This window comes from Ferrovibrio sp. (genome assembly GCF_035304305.1).
Lineage (GTDB): Bacteria > Pseudomonadota > Alphaproteobacteria > Ferrovibrionales > Ferrovibrionaceae > Ferrovibrio.
On record NZ_DATGQG010000007.1, the window covers coordinates 24,787 to 47,754 of the forward strand.

The window sequence follows — 22,968 nt, forward strand, 5'->3', positions numbered from 1 at the left end:
ATTAACCCGCGAGGCGCCGTCAGGCTCCGCGCCCGGCCGGCAGCCGGATGCGGCTGATGACAAAGCCACTGCGCGGTCCGGTCGGGATCCGGCGCAGGCTGTAGCCGAGATCCTGCGGCGGCACGTCATACGCCATGAAGCGGGTGAGGAAGGTCAGCGCCAGCTTCATCGCCTCGATGGTGATGCGCTCGCCGGCGCAGCGATGACCAGTGTGGTGGTCGCCGCCACCCTGCGGAATGAAGTCGAAGGCACTGCCACTCCAGTGACGGAAACGGTCGGGACGGAATGCCTCCGGGTCATCCCACAGCTTTGCGTCGCGGTTGGTGCCGTAGACGTCGAGAATCACCAGCGTTCCGGGGATGAAGCGATGGCCCCGCCAGTCGAATTCGCTGCGCACCCGGGCGCCGACCAGCGGCGTGAAGGGATAGAAGCGGCGCACCTCGTGGGCGAAATACTCCAGATACTCGTCGCTCTCGGATTCCAGACGCCGTGCCGCTTCGGGAAACCGGTGCAGGGCGAGGGCGGCAAAGACAACATAGCTGGCGATCGCGACGATCGGCCGGATCAGGTTGAGCAGTTCCACGGCCGCCACGCGGCGATCCAGAAGCTGCCCGTCCGGTTCCCGGTGCCAGGCAATCCGATACAAGGCCCCTGCCGCATCGGCCTCGTGCGGCTTTTGCTGCCGTACGGCGTCGACGATGCCGGCGATCCAGTCCTCGGAACGCTGCCGGGCGCGGCGCCCCCGCCAGTGACGCAGTCCCACGGCGCCGAAACCATCCACCATGGCGCCCATATCGGCAGCGCGCCGGCGCACGTCCTCTTCCTGCAGCGGAATGCCTGTCCAGGCGCAGGCGGCTCGGCAGAGAATATGCTGCACCTCGGTGAAGAGCGTCACGGAGCGCTGCCTGGCCCAGCGGCGCAGCGCCGCCCGCCAGTGCTGCGCCATCAGATCGGTCAGACGTTCGATACTCGCCTGCCCCATCAGCGACATGAACATCGCCTTGCGGTGCCGGTGCGCGGCGTCGTCGAGGGTCTGCACGCCAGCCTCTCCGGTCAGCGTCTTCCGGATCCGCGGAGGCAGGGCATTGCGCCGCTCGAACAGACCGGAATCGTAGAAGACGCGCACGGCCTCCTCGCCGCCGATGCAGACGGCGGGCTGAAGCATCAGGCGCAGGGTGAAGATGTCCGACCGGTGATGCTGCCGCCTCTTCTGGGCAAAGCGATAGCCGTCGAGCAGAAGCGCCAGCGAACTGTCGAGGCTGTTATCCCGCGGCACCGCCATGCATGACCTGCCAAGCCGAGTGATCCCCGCTGCAACCTGCCAGCATCCGCTGCTGTTCCCTCGCCGCAGCGGATCGCCGCGGGAAATCGCTCAGTTCACCACACGCCACGTGCCGTCGGGCATCAGGCAGGCCGTGCCGTAACTCGGCTGCGAAACACCGTTGATCGTCACAGTGCCCTGGTATTCACGGCAATAGCGGCCGTCCCGCGCCTGATAGACCGGCGAGGACGGCACGGCCGAAACGACGGGCGGCGCGGCATAGACCACCGGCGGCGGCGCATACACGACGGGCGGTCGCACGACTACCGTCGGCGGACGGTGGACATAGCGGTAATGATGGAAGTCCGACCAGACATGCGACCGGTGACGATGATGGAGGTGAGGCCGGTGATCGTAATGCCTGTGGCCGTGATGCTTGTGCCGGTGGCCGCCGGAAATGCCGAAGATGAAACTGTCGGCCTCCGCGGGAGCCGGCATCGCAAAGAGTGCCATCACGGCGCCCGCCAGACCGCACACCCAGAACCGCATCGATCGTTGCATCATGGCAGCCCTCCCGGACTGGATGTGCGACAGATTTGCCGGCAATCATGGCCAATTTGTGTTCGCCGGCCCGCAGGTGAAACCCCTTGCGCAATGGCTTGTTTCAGCCTTGTCCCAACCCACCAGACTGCCTCACCCATCGGACTGTGCACATGGCTCTATTCAACTGGGAGAACGACATTGCGCAGAGGGGGACGCCGGTTCCGATACGGGAGACAGCCCGGGTGATCCCGGGCATGATCGAACTGCCGCGCCGGAAAATCATTGCCATCCAGACGATCTGCATCCTGAGCCTGGTAATGCTCAGCCTTGCCGGCCAGGTCGTGCGCTACCAGTTCAACCGGCCCTTTGCCCTCGGGTTCATTGATTTCTTCTATGTCGACCTCGAGAACAACCTGCCGACCTGGTATCAGTCGGTGAATTTCCTCCTCGCGGCCTTCCTGCTCGGAATGCTTTTCCGTTCCGCCCGGCGGATGAGTGAACGCTTCGCCCGGCATTGGGGCCTGCTTGCGCTGGGCTTCGTCTATCTCTCGCTGGACGAGATGGCCAGCCTGCATGAACGGCTGATCAATCCGCTTCAGCGCATCATCCAGCCCAGCGGTGCCTGGGCGCCCACCTGGGTGATTGTCGGCCTGATCGGCGCCGCCGTCGCGGCGGTGTATTTCCTGCCCTTCATTCTGCATCTGCCCCATCGCGCGAAACTGCAGGCGATTGCGGCCGCAGGCCTGTTCCTCGGCGGGGCGATCGGCGTGGAGATGTGGACCGCGACGATGTTCGACACGACGGATCTGAATTTCAAGAATTCCTTCCGCTATGCACTGATGGCCCATGCGGAAGAGTTGCTCGAGATGATCGGCCTGCTTGTCTTCATCGATCTCCTGCTCAGGCTGGCGGAGCAGAAGCCGCCGGTCTGCATCGGAATATCGGGCAGATAGCAGAACGCCACGCCGGTCCGGGCGTGGCGTTGCTGAGGGTTCTCCCGAGAGCCCTCGCGTCAGTACATGTGCTGGCCACCGTTGATGCTGAGCGTGGAGCCGGTGATGAAGCCGGCCTCGTCCGCCACCAGGAAAAGCACGCCGCGGGCGATCTCCTCGGCCCGGCCCAGGCGGCCGACGGGGATCTTGGCGACGATTTTCTCCAGCACGTTGGCCGGTACGGCGGCCACCATGTCAGTATCGATATAGCCGGGCGCGATCGCGTTCACCGTGATGCCGCGGGCCGCGCCTTCCTGCGCCAGCGCCTTGGTGAAGCCGTGGATGCCGGATTTCGCCGCCGCGTAATTGACCTGGCCGTACTGCCCGGCCTGACCGTTGATCGAGCCGATATTCACGATCCGCCCGAAGCCGCGCTCGCGCATGCCGTCGATCGTGGCGCGGCACATATTGAAGCAACCGCCGAGATTGGTATCGATCACCGCCTGCCACTGCTCGTGTGTCATGCGATGCATGGTGCTGTCGCGGGTGATGCCGGCGTTGTTGACCACCACGTCGACCGGTCCCAGATCGCGTTCGACCTGCTTCACGCCCTCGACGCATTCCTCGTAGGAGGCGACATCCCACCGGTAGGCCTTGATGCCGGTTTCGGCCTCGAAAGCCTTGGCCCGCTCCTCATTGCCAGCGTAGTTCGCAGCCACCTTGTAGCCGTTCTGGTGCAGCAGCTTGCAGATGGCGGCACCGATGCCTCGGGTGCCGCCAGTGACGATTGCTACGCGCGACATGGAATCCTCCTCTTGATCCGTTTCTTATGATTGGTCGTCAGATGCCGGTACGGTTGACGAAGAAAAGGCCGGGATACCCCCTCCCGGCCTTTCTGTCCTGTGATCAGTCGCGGGCGACGCACATGGCGATGCCCATGCCGCCGCCAATACACAGCGTGGCAAGTCCTTTCTTGGCATCGCGACGCTGCATTTCGTAGAGCAGCGTCACCAGCACGCGAGCGCCCGAGGCGCCAATCGGATGGCCGATGGCGATGGCACCGCCATTGACGTTCACCTTCTCGGTGTCCCAGCCCATGTCCTTGTTCACGGCGCAGGCTTGGGCGGCGAACGCCTCATTCGCCTCGACGAGGTCGAGGTCCGCTGTCGACCAGCCGGCCTTCTTCAGCGCCGCGCGCGAGGCCGGGATCGGGCCGGTGCCCATGATCGCCGGATCGACGCCCGCCTGGGCCCAGGACACGATGCGGGCCAGCGGCTTCACGCCGCGCTTGCTGGCTTCCTCGGCGCTCATCAGCACCACCGCGGCGGCGCCATCGTTGATGCCCGAGGCATTGCCGGCCGTCACGGTGCCGTCCTTGGCGAAGGCCGGGCGCAGGCCCTTCATCGCCTCGACGGTCGCGCCGTGGCGGATGTATTCGTCCTGGTCAACCACGGTATCGCCCTTGCGACCCTTGATGGTGACCGGAACGATCTCGTCCTTGAACCTGCCGGCCTTCTGCGCGGCTTCCGCCTTGTTCTGGCTCTTCGCCGCGAATTCGTCCTGCATCTCGCGGGTGATCTGGAACTGCCTGGCGACATTCTCAGCCGTGTTGCCCATGTGGTAGCCGTTGAAGGCATCCCACAGGCCGTCGCGGATCATCGTGTCGATGAAGCCGAGATCGCCCATCTTGTGGCCGGCGCGCAGATAGGCCGCATGCGGCGCCTGGCTCATGCTTTCCTGGCCGCCGGCGACCACGATGCTGCTGTCGCCGTTCATGATCGCCTGCCAGCCAAGCGCGACCGCGCGCAGGCCCGAGCCGCAGAGCTGGTTGACGCCCCAGGCCGGCACTTCCACCGGCAGGCCGGCATTGATCGCGGCCTGACGGGCCGGATTCTGGCCCTGCGCGGCCGTGAGGATCTGGCCCATGATCACTTCGCTGACGTCACCGGGATTCACGCCGGCGCGCTGCAGCGCGCCCTGGATCGCGACCTGCCCGAGATAATGGGCCGGCACGCTGCTGAGCGAACCGTTGAACGAGCCGACCGGCGTGCGCGCGGCTCCTGCGATAACGATCTCCGTCATGGTAACCTCCACTCTGCTCCGCTATGGCGAGCTCATCAGGCGAGACTTGGCGAGTTCGACGGTGCCGTCGGATGCGGCGCCGCTCACCTCCACGATAGGCCTTTTCGCAACTGCGGCAAGTCCTGCCGCAGCGCAAAACAACCATTTCAGGCCCGTACTTTCGTCCCATGGCGGCGGCGGCCGCGCCCTTTCGGGACTGGCTGGCTGCGCTGTTGCAGCCAGTCGGCCAGCGGCTGCCACAGGCCGGCCTCGGCACGCGGCCCGACCACCATGCCGACATGGCCGCTGGGCGCATCCAGCCGTTCCGCGGCGGGCAGCTGCGCCAGCAGGACGGCTGCGCCTTCCTTCGGCACCAGCTTGTCGCGCTCAGGCAGCACGACCAGCGCCGGCTTGGTCCAGTCCTGCGGCCGGACCGCACGGCCATCGACCATCCAGCGTCCCTGCGGCGGCGTATTCTCGCCATACCAGCCGAGCAGGCATTGCCGCGCGGTCGGCCCGGCAAGCTTCACGCCGTCATTGATCCAGTCTTCCATCGCCACGAAACGCCGTTCGCCTTCGCCGCCTTCGGGCATCCCGACGAACATGCTGAACTTCTTCAGCGCGCTGAGCGGATCCAGCGCCCAGAAAAATCCCTGCAACACATCCACGTCCAGCGCCGGCGGCGGTTCATCATCCTTCACCGGCGGTGGCACCAGATTGGGTGCCAGCGCCTGCACCAGCGCCGCCTGGTGCGCGCCGCCGGCATGGAAATCCCAGGGTGTGGCGAGCAGCGCCAGCGCGGCGACATCTTCGGGGCTGCGCAGGGCCGCCGCCAGCGCAAGATTGCCGCCCATGCAGTAGCCGAGCAGCAGGGGCGCGCAGCCCGAGCTCTGCCGCACATGGTTCAGCGCGCGGTTGAGCCGCGCGATATAGGCGTCGAGATCGAAGCGCAGTTCGGCATCGCCCGGTTCGCCCCAGTCGAGCAGCAGGGGACGCAGATTCTGTCCGGCGAGATAGCGGGCGAGACTCTGGCCCTCCGCCAGATCGAGTACATAGGCGCGGTTGACCAGCGACGGCACCATCAGCAGCGGCGGCGCATCCGCAGGCCCGTAATCGAGCAGGCGGCTGCCGCCCTCGCGCCAGATCTCCGGCGGCTCCGGCAGCGCGCGCCGGCCTTCATGGCGGCGGTAACGCAGCATGCCGCCCGTCATCGCGGTGAGCCGCGTGATCGAGGCGCGCATCAGCGCGGCGGTGAATTCACCCGGATCGGCTGCGGCGAGATGCGGCGCGAGGCTTGCGAGCGGATCCTGCGCGGCCGGATTCAGCCAGGGCAGATTCCAGGGCGGCGATCCGCGCCTCACACTCGGCCAGACGGCGAGCGAGCTCAGCAGGATCAGGTTGGCCGTCGCCAGATGCAGCGGCAGCGGCCGCGGGCCGCTCCGCACGGCCTGCTGCTGAATTGCGGCCTGCATCGGCCTGTCGGGCATTGCCGCCTCCTTCACCTGCCGCAGCCTGCATCGCCATGCCGGCGCCGCGCTGCCACAGTGTCAGCCACGCGCCCGACAGTTCCGCCAGCCTGGGATCCGTCGCCAGCAAAGCGGCCTGTTCCTGCCACAGGTCGAGGAAACGCCGTGCCAGCGCATCGACGTCATCCGGCCTGTCCCTGGGCTCGTCGCGATCCATGCCCTACCCTAACCCGGGCGCGGTTTTCCGGCCAGCCCTTCGCGGTGCACAAGAGGCTTGCGCGGTGCGAAAAATGCGAGTGTTATGAAGCCCCAAACGAGGCAGGGAGCACGTACACGTGGCCGAACAGGATCAGCAAACGGCATCGCCGGCTATCAAGATCAAGAAGTACGCCAACCGGCGGCTCTACAATACGGCGACCTCTTCCTACGTCACGCTCGAGAACCTTTGCCAGATGGTGAAGGACGGGCAGGACTTCGTCGTCGAGGATGCCAAGACCGGTGAGGACATCACCCGCAGCGTGCTGACGCAGATCATCTTCGAGGAGGAATCCAAGGGGCAGAATCTGCTTCCCATCGGCTTCCTGCGCCGGCTGATCACCTTCTACGGAGACAGCCTGCAGACCCTGGTGCCGAGCTATCTCGAGGTCTCGATGGCCTCCTTCCAGCGCAACCAGGAACAGATGCGCCAGTACATGGCGGAGGCCTTCGGCGAGATGTTCCCGTTCCGCAACATCGAGGAGATGGGGCGGCAGAACATGGCAATGTTCCAGCGCGCCATGACGATGTTCAATCCCTTCGCCGCCAACTTCAGCGACCTGACCGGCAAGTCGCAGGGTTCCGCGCCGGAGCAGACTGCCGAAGTCGACACGCTGAAGACGCAGCTCGAGGAGCTGCGCAAGCAGGTCGATGCCCTCGCCCGGAACAAGGGTTGAGCCACTAGCCCAACCGCCGCAACCGATGCCGCGCCTGCACCGGCCGCGTTTCCGGCCGACGATTTCCGTTGTCCTGATCGGCGGCGTCGCCCTGCTGATGATCCTGGCGGGCGTCGCCTATGCGATCACCCTGCTCAGCGGGCGGCAGAACACCGTCGACCTGCTGCGCAGCCGCAACGAGCAGACCGTCGACCGCCTCGTCGAACGCACCCGGCTGCAGCTCGACCCCGTGCGCAACCAGGTCGAGGCGCTGCGCAACCGGCTGCAGCGCGGCCAGATCGGCCTCGACGATATCGAGCGGCTGGGCGATTACCTGTCGGCCGCGCTCGACGGCCTGCCGCAGATCGATGCGCTGGGCGTGGTCCGCAACAATCTCGTCGCCACCCGTGCGGTGCGCAACCAGGGCAATGTCACCTCCGTGCATGACAGCCTGGCGGGCTATCCCGCCTCGGCCATCCGCATCCAGGCCGTGAAGCGGCGTTTCGAGGAACGCTTCGGCAGCGGCATTCCGGCGAGTGACGTGACCTGGGGCGACCTGATCTGGAATCCCCAGATCCGCGAACCGCTGATCAACGCCCATGCCTCGGTCGTCATCGACGGCGTGTTCGCCGGCGAAGTCGCCGCGCTGGTGTCGCTCGGCTCCCTGTCGCGCATCCTGGAAACCGATTCCACCGATGGCGAGGCGGTGAATTTCATCCTCTACGGCGAGGATGCCGTGCTGGCGCATCCGACCCTGCTGAATCACCAGTACGATCTCTCCGAGGGGAATCCGCTGCCGCGCCTGCAGGATATCCATGATCCGGTCCTGCAGCAGATCTGGAACAGCCGGGTGGATGTGCGGGCGGCGCGCGCCATGCTGGGCGATGGCGGCGGCGCGCATATCGTCGAAACCGCCGGGCGCCGCTGGATCTTCGTCTATCGCTGGCTGGACAGCTTCGGCGAGACGCCCTGGCTGGTGGGCCGCTATTTCTCCTTCGACGAGATCGAGACCGAGGTGAACCGCCTGCGGGTCGCCGCGGCCGTCGGCGGGCTGGCTCTGGTGCTTGCGCTGCTGATCGCCTGGCGCATCGCCTGGCATCTGCGCCGTCCGATCCAGCAGCTGAGCACTGCCGCCCAGCGGCTGCGCAATCTCGATTTCGATGCGCCGCCGCTGGACCGGGTGCTGCTGCGCGAGCTCGACGATGCCGCCCAGGCCTTCAATGCGGCCAACGCCGCGCTGCGCTGGTTCGGCGACTACGTGCCGCGCAAGCTGGTCAACCGCCTCGTGCGCGAAGGCGAGGATGCCGTCAACGTCAGCAAGCAGCGGCAGATCACCGTCATCTTCACCGACCTGGTCGGCTTCACCGGCATGTCGGAGCATATGACGGCGCAGGAAACAGCCGATGTGCTGAACGAGCATTTCGCCCTGGTCACGGCCTGCATCGAGGCCCATGGCGGCATCGTCGACAAGTTCATCGGCGATGCCGTGATGGCGGTCTGGGGCGCGATCAAGCGTGACGAGAACCACGCCAAGCATGCCTGCGCCGCGGTAAAGGCGATCAGCGTCGCGATGGCGGCCGACAATGCGCGGCGCGCGATGCTGGGCAAGCCGATCCTGCGCATGCGCGTCGGCATCCATTCCGGCCCGGCCGTGGTCGGCAATATCGGCGCGCCCGGCCGCATCAACTACACCGTGGTCGGCGACACGGTGAACACGGCGCAGCGGCTCGAGCAGCTCGGTCACGACCACCAGTCGCCCGACTGCAATGTTGTGGCGCTGGCCAGTGCCGATACCGTGGCTGCCGCGGATCTCGACCCGAAGCCGCCGGTGATCGGCCGCGTGACCGTGAAGGGCCGCAGCGAGCCGGTCGAGGTTTACCGCCTGGAACTCTGAGTGCCTGCCGGCTGTTAACCGGTTATTAGGCGAATCCCGCTTGAGTCCGGCCGGCAGGTCTTCATGGTTTCCAGCATCCTAGGCAACGGCACGGCGCTTCCCGTCACGGGACTGCGGAGCGATTCCGTCGCCGAGTCGCTGTCCCGGCGCCACCAGCATCCCGCCGGAGAGATTTTCCCAGACGGGGACCAGGCGCAGCAGCCCCGTTCCGCAGCGCAGGCCAAAGCAACCACAGGCAGTGGCAGCGCCGCCGGCCTGCCGTTCCTGCGCCGCCGCACCGACCGCGGCGAGCCGGCCGACCCCACAATCCAGATCCCACCGCATCTCGAGCGCCGGCGCGCCTGGCGCGCGGCCTTCGGCCTCAACACATTCCACACCCAGGAACTGTCGCAGCGCGACGAATCCCTGCCCTCGCGGCAGTTGCGGACCAGCGCTGCGGACGCTTACCGCGGGAATGCCGCCCGCGGGCGGCTGGACCTCCACCTTGCGCAGCTTGTCAGCCTGACCGTATAACGGCCGCTTCCCTATCGAAGTGGTCGTTTACCAATGTCATCTGAACCCGCCGATCTGCTGATCATCGGCGGCGGCGTGAACGGGACAGGCATAGCCCGTGACGCCGCCGGCCGTGGCCTGAAAGTCCTGCTGGCCGAACGCGGCGATCTCGCCGGCGCCACCTCCTCGGCCGCAACCAAGCTGATCCATGGCGGCCTGCGCTATCTGGAGCATTACGAATTCCGCCTGGTGCGCGAGTCGCTGGGCGAGCGCGAGGTGCTGATGCGGCTGGCGCCGCACATCATCTGGCCGCTGCGTTTCGTGCTGCCGCATCATCCCGGCCTGCGCCCGGCCTGGATGATCCGGCTCGGCCTGTTCCTCTACGACAACCTGTCGCGGCGGCAGACCCTGCCGGGATCCATCAGCGTCGACCTGACCGGCGACGATCCGCGCGGCAAGCCGCTCAAGCCGGAATTCAAGCGCGGCTTCGAATATTCCGACTGCTGGGTGGACGATGCCCGCATCGTCGTGCTGAACGCGATGAGCGCGCGGTCCATGGGTGCGACGATCCTCACCCGCACCGCCGTGACTGCGGCGCGCCGCGACGGCGATCTGTGGCGCGCCACGCTCGCCGACCACGTGAGCGGCGAGTCGCGCGAGGTTACCGCGCGCGGCATCGTGAATGCTGCCGGTCCCTGGGTGCGCGAGACGCTGACCGGCGCCTTCGGCCAGAACCCGAAGAACAGCGTGCGCCTGATCAAGGGCAGCCACATCGTCACACACCGGCTGTTCGAGGGCGATCACTGCTACATCTTCCAGAATGCCGACAACCGCATCATCTTCGCGATTCCCTACGAGCATGACTTCACGCTGATCGGGACAACCGACATCGCGCTGGACAGGCTCGACGGTCCGCCGCGCATCAGCCCGGAAGAAACCGACTACCTTCTGTCGGCGGCCAGCGAGTATTTCCGCCAGCCGCTCAGCCGCGAGATGATCGTCTGGTCCTATGCCGGCGTGCGGCCGCTCTATGACGACGGCGACAACGACCCGTCAGCGGTGACACGCGACTATGTGCTCGATCTCGATGCCAACGGCCCGATGCTGCTGTCGGTCTATGGCGGCAAGCTGACCACTTACCGCCGGCTCTCCGAGCATGTGATGGAGAAGATCGCGCCCTTCTATCCCGGACTGGGCAAACCCTGGTCGGGCACCAAGCCGCTGCCGGGCGGCGATCTCGGCTTCCCGAGTTTCGAGGCCTTCGCCCAGGACCTGGCGCGCAGCTATCCGGAACTCGATCCGGTCTGGCTGCGCCGCGTCGCCCGCCGCCATGGCAGCGCGACGCGAGAGGTGCTGGGCGATGCGAAGACCGTTGCCGATCTGGGCGACCATTTCGGCGGCGGCCTCTATGCCCGTGAGGTCGATTACCTGATGCGCCGGGAATGGGCCCGCGAAGCCGACGACGTGCTGTGGCGCCGCACCAAATGCGGCCTCTGGGCCAGCGCCAGCGACCGCGAGCGGCTGGCGCACTGGATGGCGCAGCACAAACCTAACGAGGCGCAGCCCGGAACGGAGTGACGGCGTGAAGATTGCAATCATCGGCGCCGGTGCGATCGGCGGCTATATCGGCGGCATGCTGGCGCGTGCCGGCGCCGACGTCACCCTGCTGGCGCGCGGCCGCCATCTGGACGCCATGCGCGAGAACGGCCTCACGGTGGAAGCCGGCGGAGAGCGCTTCACGGTCAAGCCCGCCTGCACCGATGATCCGGCGAAGATCGGCCGGCAGGATTACCTGCTGGTGACGCTGAAGGCGCCCGCCTTCCCCGCACTGGCGCCGCAGCTCGCGCCGCTGCTCGGCCCCGACGCGGCCGTGGTCACGGCAATGAACGGGATTCCGTACTGGTATTTCCATGCCCATCCGGGCGCCTTCGCCGGACGGCAGCTGAAAAGCATCGATCCCGACGGCGTGCTGTGGCAGACGCTGACGCCCGAACGGGCGATCGGCGGCGTTCTCTGGCTGCCCGCTTCCGTGCCGCAGCCGGGCGTGGTCCGCCGCGGCAACGGCAACAGGCTCGTGCTGGGTGAACCCGATGGCAGCCGCTCGGCCCGCGTGACGATACTCGCAGACGCGCTGGAACACGCCGGCATCGAGGCGCCGGTCACCGAAGCGATCCGGCAGGAGATGTGGGTGAAGCTTTGGGGCAATCTCTCCTTCAGCCCGGTCGCGGTGCTCACCCGGGACACGCTGGAAGGCATCGGCTCCGATCCCGGCACGCGCGCCATCGTGGCGGCGATGATGCGCGAGGCGCAGGCCGTGGGCGAAGCGCTCGGCATCCGCTTTCCGATCACGGTCGAACAGCGCGTCGAGGAGTCGCGCCGGATCGGACCGCACAAGCCCTCCATGCTGCAGGATCTCGAAGCCGGCCGGCCGATGGAGATCGAGGCCATCACCGGCGTCATCGCCGAGCTGGCGCGGCTGCTGAACCTTCCCGTCCCCACCATCGACCTGATCCTGGCGCTGGTCCGAAGCCGCGCCCGTACTGCAGGAGTGTGAGCATGAGCGACTGGCGCAAGATGTCTCCGCAGGAGCTGGAAGCGCATTTCAATCCGCGCGCCGCGGTGCCCGATTTCGAACGGCATTTCAACGGCTGGATCGAACGCTCGCAGGATGCGAAGGCGAATCTGCCGGGCGAGTACGATCTGCGCTACGGCCCGGGGCCGCTGCAGACCTACGACCTGCATCGCCCCGCCAGCGCAAAGCCCGGCGCGCCGCTGGTGGTGCTGGTGCATGGCGGCTACTGGCGCGGCCTCGACAAGAACACGATGATCTTCGCCGTCACGCCCTTCCTGGAGCACGGCGCGGTGGTCGTGAACCTGAACTACGATCTCTGCCCGAAGGTGACGCTGGATGCCATCGTGCGCCAGGTGCAGGATGCCTTGGTGCATATTGCGGCGAAGGCGCCGGACTGGGGCGCCGATGCGGCAAAGCTGCATGTCATTGGCCATTCCGCCGGCGCCCATCTCGCCGCCATGATGGCCGCAGCGCCCTGGCCACAGGACCTGCCGGCGCAGCCGCGGATCGCCTCGCTCGGCCTGATCAGCGGCGTCTACGATCTCGGCCCCGTGCTGCAGATCAGCGTCAACCAGGATATCCGGCTGGACGCGGCGATGGCCGAACGCAACAGCGTTATGGACTTCCCGCCGCGCTCGGTCGGCAGGGTTCTCGTCTCCTATGGCACCGCGGAGCCGGCCGGCTGGCAGGCGCAGAGCGAGGATTTCCATCAGGCATGCCGCAGGGCCGGCACGTCTTCCGAACTGCTGCCGGTCGACGGCGCCAACCACTTCGACATTCTCTACCCGCTGGCCGACGCGACGCAGCCGCTCGGCGCCGCCCTGCTGCGGCAATGCGGCCTCGCCTGAGCTACCGCGTCAGCTGTTCGTAGACGGCACGCGCCACCGGCAGCAGGGCTTCGCGCCCCGCCTCGCCGGTCAGGGCATAGCCGAAGCCGCCATCGACCCAGTAGAAGGCGGCCGCGCGGCCCTCGCTGGCGAAATGGAAGGCCGTGTCGCCGCCGCTTTCGCCCGCGCGCACATAAAGCGTCAGCCGCTCGCCCTGCCGGGTCTCGTACATGAACTGCGCCGCCGTGCCGCCCGCCGTCGCCGCCGGCAGCAGGCGACCGCCGACCAGTCTGTAGCCTTCCGCTGCCAGCGAAGGCACGCGGAGCGCGGTGCCGAGCCGCTTCGACAGCCAGGCGACCAGATGCTGCTCTTCCGCCGCGGTGACTTCCACCGGATGCAGCACTTCGCGGGTATAGATCAGGTGCGCCCGCGCGGCTTCCGCCGGCAGCGCGGGGATGCGCGGCGGCTCGACATACCCGCGGCTCCACCAGCCGATGCCGGCGCCGGTCACGGCAATCAGCAGCACGGCCGCAACCTGCATCACCCGGCGCAACATCGCATCGCGGCGCTGGCGGGCATCGAACAGCGCGGCCATCGCCGCCGGCGCTGCCATGGCAAGCTCCGGCTCGAAATGCACGCGCAGATCGTCCGCCTGCCGCTGCCAGGCCGTGACGCGCGCCGCCTCATCGGGATGCGTCACCAGCCAGGCTTCCACATCGGCGCGGCGCACGGGCGGCAGCCGGTCGTCGACATAGGCGTGCAGATCGGCCTCGCTGACCGGCGAAGCGGAATGGCGAGTCACTTCACCCTCCTCAGATGCGTGCCGGACGGCGGCTGCCGGTCTTCCGTCAGCGCGCGCAGCCGCTCGCGCGCCCGCGACAGCCGCGACATCACCGTCCCCACCGGAACGTCCTGTATGCGGGCCACCTCTTCGTAGCCCAGCCCCTCCAGCACCACCAGCAGCAGCACGGCGCGCTGTTCCTCCGGCAGCAGGCCGAGCGCGGTGTCCATGTCGCGCAGTTCGAGCCGCTCCCACTGGCCGCCGCTCGCCGCCGGCTCGGCACCCATCGCCTCCAGCGGCATGCGGTCGGGCCGGCTGCCTTCGCGACGCATGCGGCTGCGCCAGGTATTGTGCAGGATGGCGAACAGCCAGGGGCGCAGTGATGGTCCGTTCCGCCGCAGCGCCCAGGCCGCCAGCGCGCGCTCGAGACAATCCTGTACCAGATCGTCGGCGAGATTGCGGTCGCGCATCAGCGCCAGCGCGAAGCGGCGCAGGCGCGGAATCTCGGCCTCGATCGGATGCGGTCGTCGACGGAACAGCATGATGGCGCCCGGTCGGATGGCGGCAGGAGCAGAGGGGGCCGCCACCCGACCTTACGCCTCCCGTTACGGCTTGGCGACGTGCCAGGCGCCGTTCAGGAAGCCGTCACCCGTGGTATCGCCGGGTTTCTGGTCGCGCACCCAGCCGTAGAGCGGCTTGCCCCTGTAGGCCCACTGCTTCGACCCGTCGTCGCGCGTGATCACCGACCAGTCACCGCCGGTCCGGGTATTGCCGGACGCCATCAGCGGCGGCCAGTTCTGCGCGCACTGGCCGTTGCAGGCCGATTTCCCGACGCTGTCGCGGTCGAAGGTGTAGAGCGTCATGCCCTTGGTATCGACCAGCACCGGGCCGAGCGCGGTGTTGCCAGTCCTGGCGGGCGCGGCCATGTCGGCGCCGCCGGCGCAGGCGGCCAGGCCGAGCGTCAGCGCGCCGGCCAGCATCAGGTTGCGGATCATCGTCAGTCTCCCCTTCGGAAACGGCCGCCGCGATCGGCGGTCCTGCAGGTGAGACTAGTGGCCGCTGCTTTTATTCCGGGACGGCGGCAATTTTTTCGCCCTTGCCGGAGTGCGAACCCGTCCCTACCATTCTCCGCATGCGGTTGCTGCCGGTTCTTGCCGTTCTCCTGCTGGCTGCCGCGCCCGCCCGGGCGCAGCAGGCGGTCGACTCGCTGTTCGAGAAACTCTACGAGACGCAGAACCCGATTGAGGCGCGGCAGCTGGAACGCAAGATCTGGGAAGCCTGGGCGGCTTCCGGCTCCGACACCATCGACGCGCTGATGAAGGGCGGCATGGCGGTGATGGAAACCGGCGACCACGCCCGCGCCGAGCAGATCTTCACCAGCATGATCGAGCTGAAGCCCGACTTCGCCGAGGCCTACAACAAACGCGCCACGGTGCGCTTCCTGACGATGGACTATGCCGGCTCGGTGGCCGATATCGAGCGCACGCTGCAGCTCGAGCCGCGGCATTTCGGCGCGCTGGCGGGACTCGGCACCATCATGGAGCAGCTCGACAATTTGGAAGAGGCGCTGCGGGCCTACCGCCGCGCGCTCGCCGCCAATCCGCATCTGCCCGATGCCTCGGAGAAGCTGAAGGAACTGCGCCGCCGCCTCGACGCGCGCGAGCTCTAGCCTCTCCTACTTCTGGAAGATGAAATACACGGCGCCGATCAGGCAGCCGAAGGCGGCGAGATAGTTCCAGCGCAGGCTTTCGCCGAGATAGAAGATCGCGAAGCCGGCGAAGACCGCGAGCGTGATCACCTCCTGCACGATCTTGAGCTGCGCCGCCGAGAAGCTGCCGCTGGCATAGCCGATGCGATTGGCCGGCACCGCGAGGCAGTATTCGAAAAACGCGATCGCCCAGGAAATCAGGATCACCTTCCACAGCACCTGGTCGGGATGCTTGAGATGCCAGTACCAGGCGAAGGTCATCAGCACGTTCGAGCCGATCAGCAGAAAGATCGTGGTCATCGGATTGTCCGTGGAAAAAAGCGTTCAGTGTTCGATGCGGGCGATGCGCAGCACGTTGGTCATGCCCGGCGTGCCGAAGGGAACGCCGGCAGTCACCACGATATGGTCGCCGCGCTGCGCCAGTCCGCTCTGCTTGGCCAGCGACAGCGCCTTGGCGATCATGTCGGCGAAGTTCACCGCATCCGGCGAGACCATGGCATTCACGCCCCAGGCGATGGTCAGCCGCCGCGCGGTTTCCTGCAGCGGGGTGAGGCAGAGGATCGGCGCCCGCGGCCGCTCGCGGGCCGCGCGCAGGGCGGTCGAGCCCGACATCGTGTAGGTGACGATGGCCGCCGCCGCGATGGTCTCCGCCACCTGGCGGGCCGCCGCGGTGATGGCATCGGCGGCGGTATGCTCGGGCAAAGCATGCTCGGCCTCCATGATGCCGCGGTAGAGCGGATCGCGCTCCACCTGCTCGGCGATGGAGTTCATCACCGTCACCGCCTCGACCGGATAATCGCCCGACGCCGTCTCGGCCGAGAGCATCACGGCATCCGCGCCATCATAGACGGCAGTGGCGACGTCGGAGACCTCGGCCCGCGTCGGCACCGGCGCCTTCACCATGCTGTCGAGCATCTGGGTGGCGACCACCACCGGCTTGCCGGCGCGGCGCGCCAGCCGCACGATGCGCTTCTGCAGGCCGGGAACGTCCTGCAGCGGCAGTTCGACGCCGAGATCGCCGCGCGCCACCATCAGCGCGTCCGACAGGGTGATGATCTCCTCCAGGCTGTCGATCGCCGAGGGCTTCTCGATCTTCGCCAGCAGGGCGGCACGGTTGCCGATGATGCTGCGGGCCTCGCGCAGATCCTCGGGCCGCTGCACGAAGCTGAGCGCGATCCAGTCGACGCCGTTCTCCAGCGCGAAGGCGAGATCGGCGCGGTCCTTCGCCGTCAGCGCCGACAGGGGCACGACGGTATTCGGCAGGTTGACTCCCTTGCGGTTGCTCAGGGTGCCGCCGACCAGCACCTCGGCCTCCGCCCAGGCGCCGCCGGCGCTGCCCTTGCGCGTGCCGCCGGTGGCGAGGATGCGCAGGCGCAGCTTGCCGTCGTCGAGCAGCAGCTCGGTGCCCTGGCGCAGGCTGCCGAGCACTTCCGGATGGGGCAGCTGCACGCGTTTGGCATCGCCCGGCAGATCCTGGGCATCGAGGCGGAAACGCTGCCCGGGCATGAGCTGGATGCTGCCCTCGGCGAAGGTGCCGATGCGCAGCTTGGGTCCCTGCAGGTCGGCCAGCAGGCCGATCGGCCGCCCCACCTCCTTCTCCAGCGCGCGCACGGTGCGGATCCGGGTCAGGTGGTCGTCATGGCTGCCATGGCTGAAATTCAGCCGGAAAACGTCCACGCCGGCATCGAACAGCGCCCTGATCCGGTCGGGCCCGGAACTGGCCGGACCCAGGGTGGCGACGATCTTCACATTGCGCTGGCGGTGCATGACTCCCCCGGATGGATCCAAGGATCATAGACGAAAATATTAGGGATCAAGCAGTTGCGTTTTTTGCTGCATCTGCGAAAACCCGCACCCAGTTTCCGCCAAGGAGCCCCCCGGCATGGACATCAACCGCATCGGGGTGGGCAAGGCCCCGCCCTACGACATCAACGCCGTCATCGAGATCCCCGCCGGCGGCTCGCCGGTGAAGTACGAGCTGGACAAGGATTCGGGCGCGCTGTTCGTTGACCGCTTCCTGCACACGGCCATGTTCTACCCGGCCAATTACGGCTTCATCCCGCATACGCTGTCGAATGACGGCGATCCCTGCGACATCATGGTGGTGAGCCATGTGCCGGTGGTGGCCGGCGCGGTGATCCGCTCGCGGCCGATCGGCGCGCTGAAAATGGAGGACGAGGCCGGCGGCGACGAGAAGATCATCGCGGTGCCGGTCGACAAGCTGCACCCCTTCTACACCGATGTGCAGACCTATGCGGAGCTGCCCAGCATCCTGCTGCAGCAGATCGAGCATTTCTTCGTCCACTACAAGGACCTGGAAAAGGGCAAGTTCGTCAAATCCGCCGGCTGGGTCGGCCCGGAAGAAGCCGCCAAGATGATCACCGACGGCATCGTGCGGGCCGCCGGCATCAAGTAAGCCGCGGGTGGATGGCGGCTAAAAGGCCTTAGAAAAACAGCAGTTTACAGTCTCATGAAACCGTCATGGCAGGGCTCGCCCCGGCCATCCACGACGGTTCGAGGCGCCCTGGGCGCGCCCAGTCCGGTGCGACGCCATCGAGGTTCACTGGAGTCCGCCAGAGCCCGCTGCGGACCGCTGGAGCCCACTACGGTCCACTACGGCCCGCTGTGGACCGCTGGAGCCCATTCGAGCCCGCTGGAGCCCGCTGCGGTTCGGGGCTCAGCGCGAGGTCGACCACCGGCCGGCCGCATCGCATAAACGCGTATGGCCCTGCCCTGCGGCAGGTGTCCGATGGCTATGCACGATGATCAACAACAGTTCGGCCGTTATAGAACATAATGCATACATAAGCAAGACCAGAAACCTACCCGCCGCCCCGGCTATCCGGCCGTACCGCCATCCTTGCCGAGCCGGCGCGCCACCGCATCGGCGGAGACGCCGACGGCGGTCACCGCTTCCTTCAGCTCTTCGCTGGTGACGCCGAATTTCCGCGTCCAGTAGCGCAGCTCGTAGGCCTGGTTGACGTTGATCCGGGTGCGGTCGCGCGGGCCGCGGTCATTCATATCGTCGGTCATGGCGTTCCTCTCTTTCGCCGCTCCAACCCGCGCCGCAACCGCTAGTTCCTGGCGTGCAACCAGACATTCCGCGCGTCCTTTCATTGCCACGGAACGCCCGCCGACGACGGCGGATTCAAGGTGCAGGGCGCGCTCTGACCTGCCGTGCCCTGGGTCCCGGCTGCCGGAGGGAAACCACATGACACAGAGAACTGCCCGCAGAGACCGCCTGTCCGCACGCCTTGCGGCGAAGCCTCGCCCAGCCCGTCCCCTGCTGACGCTGGCGGTGATCGCGGCATCGGCCGCGGCGCTGTGCAGCCATGCTCCCGAAGCCCGGGCAAAGTCCGGTGGCGGTGCGGCCGGCGCCGCCGCGGGTGCAGCGGCTGGTGCGGCCGCAGGAGCTGCTGCCGGGGCGTCGGCGGGTGCCGCAGGCGCGGGCGGCGGCGCGGCCGGTGCAGCCGCCGGGGCTGCAGCGGGCGCGGCCGCAGGAGCTGCGGCAGGTGCCGCGGCCGGCGCGGCTGCCGGTGGAGCCGGATCAGGAGCGTCCGCGGGGGCAGCGGCAGGTGCGGCTGCCGGCGCCGCGGCGGCCGGCGGTGGCGGCGATGGCGGCGGCTCGGGCGGTGGTTCTGGTGGTGGTTCTGATGGTGCTTCCGGCGGAAGCGCGGGCGGCGGCAGCGGTGGATCCGGTGGTGGCGGAAGTTCCGGCAGCAGCGGATCCGGAGGCTCGGGGTCGGGCAGCGGAGGGTCCGGTTCAGCAGGCGGCGGGGGTTCGGGCACGGGCGGCAGCGGCGGCACCGGCACCGCCTCGGCGGGAGATGCCGCGCCTGCTGCCGGCACCGAGGCATCCGGCGGACCGGGCGGCACCGAGATGCTGCTGCCCTGCCCGCAGAGCCGCACCTGCATCGAGATCCGCAAGGTGGAGCGCGACGAGCGGCGGATGCTCGCCAAGCCGCCGGCCGGAAACGGCGGCAGCATGGCGGTTGGCGGCACGACCGTGGCCGCCGCATCGGACAGCCGCGAAGTCATGCCCATCGTCCGGCAAAACGGCTATGCCAGCTTCACCCGCGGCACCGGCGTGATGGTGATGCCGCTGCCGCCGCCGCAGACGCGCAATGCGGAGAATCCCGCGCCCTCGCCCGCGCGCCGCGCAACCGGTCAGCGCCACTGACCATCATTCGTCACACCGCGCCGGAACCTCTGCCGCTCTGATGTGCTGACTGCCCAGCCTCCTCAGACCGGGAGCCGCAGATGCTGCCCCAGGACCGAACCGGCCGCTTCCTCGCGGCCATGCTGCTCTATTTCGTCGCCGGCTGGCTGTTCGCCCGCCTGATGCCGATGACCGCCGCGCATCCGCTACCCATCGCGTTCTTCTTCACCGCGACGGGTTTCTTCCTGCATCCGCGGCTCTGGCCCTGGCGGCGCTGAACCCTAGCCGCGGGCGGGAATGTTGAGTCCGCGCTGCACCGCCGGACGTGCCAGGCCGCGGTCCAGCCAGGCCGGCACTGCCTTCAGCGCATCGAAGCCGACGATGTCGCGCGCGCCGTAGAACCCGATCAGGTTGCGCACCCAGCCGAGCGTCGCGATGTCTGCGATGGTGTAGTCGTCGCCCATGATCCAGTCGCGCGGTTTCCCGCCGTCATTGGCAAGCCGTGTTTCCAGCACGCCGAGCAGGCGCTGCGATTCCGCGCGGTAGCGTTCATGCGGCCGCTTGTCCTCGTAGTCGCGGCCGGCGAATTTGTGGAAGAAGCCGAGCTGGCCGAATATCGGGCCGATCGCGGCCATCTGGAAGAAGACCCACTGGATGCATTCGTAGCGGCGGGCGGCATCCTGCGGCAGGAAGCGGCCGGTCTTCTCCGCCAGATAAAGCAGGATCGCGCCCGACTCGAAGAGCGGCAGCGGCCGGCCTCCGGGGCCGTCGGGATCGATGATCGCCGGAATCTTGCCATTCGGATTGAGCGAGAGGAATTCCGGCGTCCAGCTCTCGTTCTGGCCGATATCCACCAGATGCGGCTCGTAGGGCAGCCCGGTCTCCTCCAGCATGATCGAGACCTTCACGCCGTTCGGCGTCGGCAGCGAATAGAGCTGGATGCGGTCGGGATGCTGCGGCGGCCAGCGTCTGGTGATCGGGAAGGCGGACAGGTCGGCCATGGCAATCTCCTGTGGTTCCTTGCGAACAAAACAGGAAATTGCTATCGATGCAACATGCCTGCGCCGGATTCCGATACGGAGCTGCGGGAACAGCCGATAAGCCGCCCGCGCAAGATCATCCATATCGACATGGATGCCTTCTACGCGTCGGTCGAGCAGCGCGATAATCCTGAGCTGCGCGGCAGGCCGGTGGCCGTTGGCGGCTCGGCGCTGCGCGGCGTGGTGGCGGCGGCGAGCTACGAGGCGCGCAGGTTCGGCGTGCGCTCGGCCATGCCTTCGGTGACGGCGAAGCGGCACTGCCCCGAGCTGATCTTCGTGAAGCCGCGCTTCGACGTCTATCGCGCGGTGTCGCTGCAGATCCGCGAGATCTTCGCCGAGCATACGACCCTGATCGAGCCGCTGTCGCTGGATGAGGCCTATCTCGACGTCACCGAGAACCGCAGGAACATCCCGGTGGCGACGGAGATCGCCGAGGAGATCCGCGCCCGCATCCGCGCCGAGACCGGGCTGACCGCCTCGGCCGGCGTGTCCTACAACAAGTTCCTCGCCAAGCTGGCCTCCGACCACAACAAGCCGGACGGGCTCTACGTGATCACCCCGAAGATGGGGCCTCTGTTCGTCGAGGCGCTGCCGGTCGGGAAATTCCACGGCATCGGCCCGGCCACGGCGGCGAAGATGCAGAAACTGGGCATCCATACCGGCGCCGACCTGCGGGCGCAGAGCCTGGAATTCCTGCAGCGGCATTTCGGCAAGGCGGGCCACCATTATTACTGGATCTCGCGCGGCGTCGACGAACGCCCGGTGCGGCCCGACCGCATCCGCAAATCCGTCGGTGCGGAAAACACCTTCCAGACCGATCTCTTCGCACTGGAGGAAGCGCGGACCGAACTGCTGCCGATCGTCGCCAAGGTGTGGCGCTACTGCGATGGCCACGGCATCCGCGGCCGCACGGTGACGCTTAAGGTGAAATACGCCGATTTCCGCATCATCACCCGCAGCCGCACCCTGCAGGTGCCGGTATCGGGCCAGGCGGAGCTGGAGCGGCTCAGCCTTGCGCTGCTGGAAGGCGTCTTTCCGGTGCAGAAGGGCATACGCCTGCTCGGCGTGACGCTGTCGTCGCTGGACAGCGAAGCCGGCGATGACGCGGACAGCGCGCCGCAGCTGAGCCTGATGCTGTAGCCATGCGCCGCCGCCCCGCCAATCCCGTACTGGCGGAACCGCGCCGCCGCGCTATGGTTGAACCCCGGTAGTCCCTCCCGCTCATCCGGCCGCCAGCCATGACCGACCCCGCCGATGCCCGCACGCCCGAACCCGCCCCCGCCATCGAGGCCAAGGGCGGCTGCCTCTGCGGCGCGGTGCGGTTCGAGAGCAACGCCTTCCACCCCCATGTGACGCTCTGCCATTGCAGCATGTGCCGCAAGTTCCACGGCCATGCCGGCCCCTATACGACGGTGCCGATCAGCCGCCTGGTGCTGAACGACAGCCAGGGCGCGCTGCGCTGGTACCGCTCGTCCGCCTCGGCCGAACGGGGTTTCTGCGGCCTCTGCGGCTCCAGCCTGTTCTTCCGCAGCATCAACAGCACGCAGCTCGACGTTGCCGCCGGCTGCCTGGACGGCCTGACCGGCATGACCACGGTCAAGCATATCTTCGTCGCCTCGAAGGGCGACTACTACGAAATCACCGACGAGCTGCCGCAGCTGCCGCAGGGTTCGGACGATCCGCCGGCCTGACGCGCGGGCCGCGCGCCGGAACCTCCAACTGCCGGAACCTTCATCCGACGGCACCGTTTCCCTTCCGGCCCGCGCCCGGCGCGGGCATAGCGAAGGAGGACATCATGGCACAGGGCAACGGCGTGCTGAACGGCATGCATGAAGGCAGCATCGCCCATCACCTCCAGACCATGCACTTTCCCGCCTCGCGCGAAGAACTCGTGGCGCATGTCCGCGAGCACAGCGCCGACGGCGTCGCGGCCAACCTGATGGAGCTGCTGCCGCGCGGCCGCTACGACAGCCCCGGCGAGGTGATGCAGGCCCTGGTGAGCGCCGACGAGCGCGACTATCTGAACCACATGTACGAGGATGTCGAGACCGGCTTCGCTGAATACGAAGATGACGACGACGACGATGATGACGATGACGGCGACGACGGGATGGACGGCGAGGACGAGGACGAGGACGAGGACGACGAAGACGACGAGGATGATGAGGACGAAGACGATGACGAGGAGGAAGACGACTGGGATGAGGATGAGGATGAGGACGATGACGATGAGGAGGAGGGGCAATGATTGCGTCCAGGCAAGACGTCTGAACGCTCCATCTGAACGTCATGCCCGGACCTGACGGCTGGCGAAAGGGCAT

26 protein-coding genes are annotated in these 22,968 nt (G+C 67.4%); 14 read left to right on the plus strand and 12 right to left on the minus strand.

Annotated features, from left to right (window positions below; translation table 11 throughout):
* Window positions 1-19: 19 nt before the first annotated feature.
* Window positions 20-1,282 carry a cytochrome P450 gene (locus tag VKZ87_RS00755; RefSeq protein WP_324219320.1) on the minus strand — a complete coding sequence of 421 codons (1,263 nt, stop codon included), beginning with the start codon at window positions 1,280-1,282 and terminating at the stop codon, window positions 20-22.
* A 90-nt stretch (window positions 1,283-1,372) separates the two neighbouring features.
* Complete coding sequence (locus tag VKZ87_RS00760; RefSeq protein ID WP_324219321.1) at window positions 1,373-1,825, minus strand: hypothetical protein; 453 nt, start codon at window positions 1,823-1,825, stop codon at window positions 1,373-1,375.
* A 149-nt stretch (window positions 1,826-1,974) separates the two neighbouring features.
* Here VKZ87_RS00760 and VKZ87_RS00765 point away from each other — a divergent pair, with 149 nt between their 5' ends.
* On the plus strand, window positions 1,975-2,757 hold the full coding sequence (locus VKZ87_RS00765; RefSeq protein WP_324219322.1) for a hypothetical protein: 783 nt from the start codon (window positions 1,975-1,977) through the stop codon (window positions 2,755-2,757).
* A gap of 59 nt (window positions 2,758-2,816) precedes the next feature.
* Here VKZ87_RS00765 and phbB read toward each other — a convergent pair whose 3' ends face one another.
* From phbB to VKZ87_RS00780, 3 genes are all read right to left on the minus strand, one after another.
* The gene (phbB, locus tag VKZ87_RS00770) at window positions 2,817-3,539 is read right to left on the minus strand and encodes an acetoacetyl-CoA reductase (RefSeq protein WP_324219323.1); all 723 of its coding nucleotides are present in this window, start codon (window positions 3,537-3,539) and stop codon (window positions 2,817-2,819) included.
* A gap of 103 nt (window positions 3,540-3,642) precedes the next feature.
* Window positions 3,643-4,818 (minus strand): acetyl-CoA C-acetyltransferase, encoded by a 1,176-nt coding sequence (locus tag VKZ87_RS00775; protein WP_324219324.1) that lies wholly within the window; start codon window positions 4,816-4,818, stop codon window positions 3,643-3,645.
* A gap of 146 nt (window positions 4,819-4,964) precedes the next feature.
* Window positions 4,965-6,284: an alpha/beta fold hydrolase gene (locus VKZ87_RS00780; RefSeq protein ID WP_324219325.1), complete on the minus strand. Its 1,320-nt coding sequence runs from the start codon at window positions 6,282-6,284 to the stop codon at window positions 4,965-4,967.
* Between the two features lie 314 nt (window positions 6,285-6,598).
* On the opposite strand from VKZ87_RS00780, the gene phaR reads away from it, so the two are divergent.
* The 6 genes from phaR to VKZ87_RS00810 all read left to right on the plus strand — a co-directional run bounded on the left by phaR (window position 6,599) and on the right by VKZ87_RS00810 (window position 12,980).
* A complete protein-coding gene (phaR, locus tag VKZ87_RS00785) occupies window positions 6,599-7,195 on the plus strand; it encodes a polyhydroxyalkanoate synthesis repressor PhaR (protein ID WP_324219326.1) in 597 nt (198 codons plus the stop codon).
* A 25-nt stretch (window positions 7,196-7,220) separates the two neighbouring features.
* Complete coding sequence (locus VKZ87_RS00790; RefSeq protein WP_324219327.1) at window positions 7,221-9,068, plus strand: adenylate/guanylate cyclase domain-containing protein; 1,848 nt, start codon at window positions 7,221-7,223, stop codon at window positions 9,066-9,068.
* 63 nt (window positions 9,069-9,131) lie between these two features.
* On the plus strand, window positions 9,132-9,581 hold the full coding sequence (locus VKZ87_RS00795; protein ID WP_324219328.1) for a hypothetical protein: 450 nt from the start codon (window positions 9,132-9,134) through the stop codon (window positions 9,579-9,581).
* Between the two features lie 33 nt (window positions 9,582-9,614).
* Entirely contained in the window at window positions 9,615-11,138 is a 1,524-nt protein-coding gene (gene glpD, locus VKZ87_RS00800; protein ID WP_324219329.1) for a glycerol-3-phosphate dehydrogenase, read from the plus strand.
* 4 nt (window positions 11,139-11,142) lie between these two features.
* The gene (locus VKZ87_RS00805; RefSeq protein WP_324219330.1) at window positions 11,143-12,114 is read left to right on the plus strand and encodes a 2-dehydropantoate 2-reductase; all 972 of its coding nucleotides are present in this window, start codon (window positions 11,143-11,145) and stop codon (window positions 12,112-12,114) included.
* 2 nt (window positions 12,115-12,116) lie between these two features.
* Window positions 12,117-12,980 carry an alpha/beta hydrolase gene (locus tag VKZ87_RS00810; protein WP_324219331.1) on the plus strand — a complete coding sequence of 288 codons (864 nt, stop codon included), beginning with the start codon at window positions 12,117-12,119 and terminating at the stop codon, window positions 12,978-12,980.
* 1 nt (window position 12,981) lies between these two features.
* Here VKZ87_RS00810 and VKZ87_RS00815 read toward each other — a convergent pair whose 3' ends face one another.
* The 3 genes from VKZ87_RS00815 to VKZ87_RS00825 all read right to left on the minus strand — a co-directional run bounded on the left by VKZ87_RS00815 (window position 12,982) and on the right by VKZ87_RS00825 (window position 14,735).
* Window positions 12,982-13,761 (minus strand): anti-sigma factor, encoded by a 780-nt coding sequence (locus VKZ87_RS00815; protein ID WP_324219332.1) that lies wholly within the window; start codon window positions 13,759-13,761, stop codon window positions 12,982-12,984.
* On the minus strand, window positions 13,758-14,282 hold the full coding sequence (locus VKZ87_RS00820; protein WP_324219333.1) for a sigma-70 family RNA polymerase sigma factor: 525 nt from the start codon (window positions 14,280-14,282) through the stop codon (window positions 13,758-13,760). The genes VKZ87_RS00815 and VKZ87_RS00820 overlap by 4 nt, the downstream gene beginning before the upstream one ends.
* Window positions 14,283-14,345: 63 nt before the next feature.
* Window positions 14,346-14,735: a hypothetical protein gene (locus tag VKZ87_RS00825; RefSeq protein ID WP_324219334.1), complete on the minus strand. Its 390-nt coding sequence runs from the start codon at window positions 14,733-14,735 to the stop codon at window positions 14,346-14,348.
* 137 nt (window positions 14,736-14,872) lie between these two features.
* On the opposite strand from VKZ87_RS00825, the gene VKZ87_RS00830 reads away from it, so the two are divergent.
* Window positions 14,873-15,409 (plus strand): tetratricopeptide repeat protein, encoded by a 537-nt coding sequence (locus tag VKZ87_RS00830; protein WP_324219335.1) that lies wholly within the window; start codon window positions 14,873-14,875, stop codon window positions 15,407-15,409.
* A gap of 6 nt (window positions 15,410-15,415) precedes the next feature.
* Here VKZ87_RS00830 and VKZ87_RS00835 read toward each other — a convergent pair whose 3' ends face one another.
* Both VKZ87_RS00835 and pyk read right to left on the minus strand, forming a co-directional pair.
* Window positions 15,416-15,748: a DMT family protein gene (locus VKZ87_RS00835; protein ID WP_324219336.1), complete on the minus strand. Its 333-nt coding sequence runs from the start codon at window positions 15,746-15,748 to the stop codon at window positions 15,416-15,418.
* A gap of 24 nt (window positions 15,749-15,772) precedes the next feature.
* Entirely contained in the window at window positions 15,773-17,215 is a 1,443-nt protein-coding gene (gene pyk, locus VKZ87_RS00840; RefSeq protein ID WP_324219337.1) for a pyruvate kinase, read from the minus strand.
* A gap of 115 nt (window positions 17,216-17,330) precedes the next feature.
* Between pyk and ppa the strand changes: the two genes are divergently transcribed.
* Window positions 17,331-17,864 carry an inorganic diphosphatase gene (gene ppa / locus VKZ87_RS00845; protein ID WP_324219338.1) on the plus strand — a complete coding sequence of 178 codons (534 nt, stop codon included), beginning with the start codon at window positions 17,331-17,333 and terminating at the stop codon, window positions 17,862-17,864.
* Window positions 17,865-18,286: 422 nt separating this feature from the next.
* Here ppa and VKZ87_RS00850 read toward each other — a convergent pair whose 3' ends face one another.
* A complete protein-coding gene (locus VKZ87_RS00850) occupies window positions 18,287-18,481 on the minus strand; it encodes a DUF3606 domain-containing protein (protein WP_324219339.1) in 195 nt (64 codons plus the stop codon).
* 847 nt (window positions 18,482-19,328) lie between these two features.
* Between VKZ87_RS00850 and VKZ87_RS00855 the strand changes: the two genes are divergently transcribed.
* Both VKZ87_RS00855 and VKZ87_RS00860 read left to right on the plus strand, forming a co-directional pair.
* Entirely contained in the window at window positions 19,329-19,628 is a 300-nt protein-coding gene (locus VKZ87_RS00855; protein ID WP_324219340.1) for a hypothetical protein, read from the plus strand.
* An 80-nt stretch (window positions 19,629-19,708) separates the two neighbouring features.
* A complete protein-coding gene (locus VKZ87_RS00860) occupies window positions 19,709-19,885 on the plus strand; it encodes a hypothetical protein (RefSeq protein ID WP_324219341.1) in 177 nt (58 codons plus the stop codon).
* 3 nt (window positions 19,886-19,888) lie between these two features.
* On the opposite strand, the gene VKZ87_RS00865 is transcribed toward VKZ87_RS00860, so the two are convergent.
* Window positions 19,889-20,608 carry a glutathione S-transferase N-terminal domain-containing protein gene (locus VKZ87_RS00865; protein WP_324219342.1) on the minus strand — a complete coding sequence of 240 codons (720 nt, stop codon included), beginning with the start codon at window positions 20,606-20,608 and terminating at the stop codon, window positions 19,889-19,891.
* 54 nt (window positions 20,609-20,662) lie between these two features.
* On the opposite strand from VKZ87_RS00865, the gene dinB reads away from it, so the two are divergent.
* The 3 genes from dinB (at window position 20,663) to VKZ87_RS00880 (ending at window position 22,895) form a co-directional block, all read left to right on the plus strand.
* Window positions 20,663-21,787, plus strand: a complete 1,125-nt coding sequence (dinB, locus tag VKZ87_RS00870; RefSeq protein ID WP_324219343.1) for a DNA polymerase IV — start codon at window positions 20,663-20,665, stop codon at window positions 21,785-21,787.
* 98 nt (window positions 21,788-21,885) lie between these two features.
* Entirely contained in the window at window positions 21,886-22,338 is a 453-nt protein-coding gene (locus tag VKZ87_RS00875) for a GFA family protein (RefSeq protein WP_324219344.1), read from the plus strand.
* Window positions 22,339-22,442: 104 nt separating this feature from the next.
* Complete coding sequence (locus tag VKZ87_RS00880; RefSeq protein WP_324219345.1) at window positions 22,443-22,895, plus strand: DUF2795 domain-containing protein; 453 nt, start codon at window positions 22,443-22,445, stop codon at window positions 22,893-22,895.
* Window positions 22,896-22,968 lie beyond the last annotated feature (73 nt).